The 1,542-nt window shown below is 68.7% G+C and carries 1 protein-coding gene; it reads right to left on the minus strand.

The window, feature by feature from the left end:
• Positions 1–19: 19 nt before the first annotated feature.
• The gene (locus tag ACFWYW_RS59335; RefSeq protein ID WP_379628337.1) at positions 20–1,372 is read right to left on the minus strand and encodes an IS4 family transposase; all 1,353 of its coding nucleotides are present in this window, start codon (positions 1,370–1,372) and stop codon (positions 20–22) included.
• Positions 1,373–1,542: the final 170 nt, after the last annotated feature.

Genomic DNA, 1,542 nt, shown 5'->3' on the forward strand with positions numbered 1-1,542 from the left:
TAGTGGCAATGCCGGGAAGTTAAGGATCTTGGGTGGTCGTCAACTCGGGGTCGGTGTGGATGTCGATGGCGGTGGTCGTTTGGTAGTTGGTGCGGTCTACCTGGCCTTTGGCGCGGTGTTTGGAGATGGCTCGTTTGACGATGCGAGGGCAACTGCGCTCGCGGCGGGCGGGCAGGAGGTCGTCCAGGACCGCGCGGCCGATCCGGCCGACCAGGTCGATGACCGTATCGGCGATGACACCCGCCGCGTGGATGACCTGGTCGCGGGCGGCCAGCAGTGCGGTGGTGAAGCTGGCCCGTTCGGCCGGCTCACCGGTGCCGGCGGTGGCATCGGCCATCGCCAGCCGCAGTGCCTGGTAGGTGCTGAGCAGCGCGTAGATCTCCTGGTCGACGCCTTGAGGGGTGCGGGCGCGCAAGACACGCCCGCCCAGGATGGTCGATTTCAGCTCCGCGTACGTCGTTTCGATCTCCCACCTGCGGTGATACAGCTTCACGATCTCCAGCGCCGGGTAGCGGGCAGGGTCAAGCAGGGTGGTGATCAGCCGGTAACGGCCGCTACGGCGGCCACCGCCTCGCAAGGTCAGGGTGATCTCGGCGTCAATCACCCGCACCGCCACCCCGCCCAGCACCGATTGCCACGACCCATCCGCCAAGGTCTGCACCCGGGCGAACTTTCGGCCGTTCTTGCAGCGGATCAGCAGGTCCGCGCCACTGCCGCCCGGACCGGCGATCGCGGTGACGAGCCCGGCGACGGCGAAACCCCGGTCACCGAGCAGCAGCATCCCCCGCTTGAGGCAGCCGAGCACCTGCGGCGCGTAGGTGCTCTCGCCCTTGCCGAACGGCCCGAACGCCACGCCCAGCAACGCGCGGCTCCCACACACCACCACCGCGACCAGCCGGACCAGGGGATAGCCCGAGCCGCCGTGCGAGCCGCTCTGATGCCCGTAACGCCCCAGGTTGGCCGGGCTGTCCGGCACGCTCATCGTGGTGCCGTCCATCGCGCACACCAGCAGCCCCCGCCATCGCACGGCCCCGGCCGGCGCACCGGCCAGCAACTCGAACAACGCCCTCAACGGCGCGACCCCCACCCGCCGCAACGCCTGAGCCAGCCCCGACGACGACGGCGCCGGCCACCGCCCCTCCAGCCCAGCGGTCAGCCGGGCCCACACCCGCCGATACCCCTGCCCCTCGAACAACCCACCCGCCAGCAGCAGATACACCACCACCCGCGACGGCAACCGGCGCACCCGCCGCTCCGCCCCGCCGGCCTCGCCCAGCACGGCATCGACCATCTCAAACGGCACGACCTGCGTCAGCTCGCCCACATGTCCCGGCGCGAACACCCCCGCCGCCACCTGCCGAACCGAACCCATAGCGCAGGCCACGACCGACCTGACAGACTCAACACCCAACGGAGATCCAGTAATAATCGAACGGACGATGGTAAGAGATCACCCGTTCTACTGGATCTCCGTTCTCACGTCCCGGAGATCAACAAACCCCTGGACATCACCCCAAGATCCTTAACTTCCCGGCATTGGGG

Origin of the sequence: Nonomuraea sp. NPDC059023 (assembly GCF_042740095.1) — a bacterium.
In the GTDB taxonomy this organism is placed as follows: domain Bacteria; phylum Actinomycetota; class Actinomycetes; order Streptosporangiales; family Streptosporangiaceae; genus Nonomuraea.

Bases quoted from the DNA above. Each gene is read 5' to 3' on its own strand.
- ACFWYW_RS59335 (WP_379628337.1), bottom strand. From the start codon at position 1,372: ATGGGTTCGGTTCGGCAGGTGGCGGCGGGGGTGTTCGCGCCGGGACAT.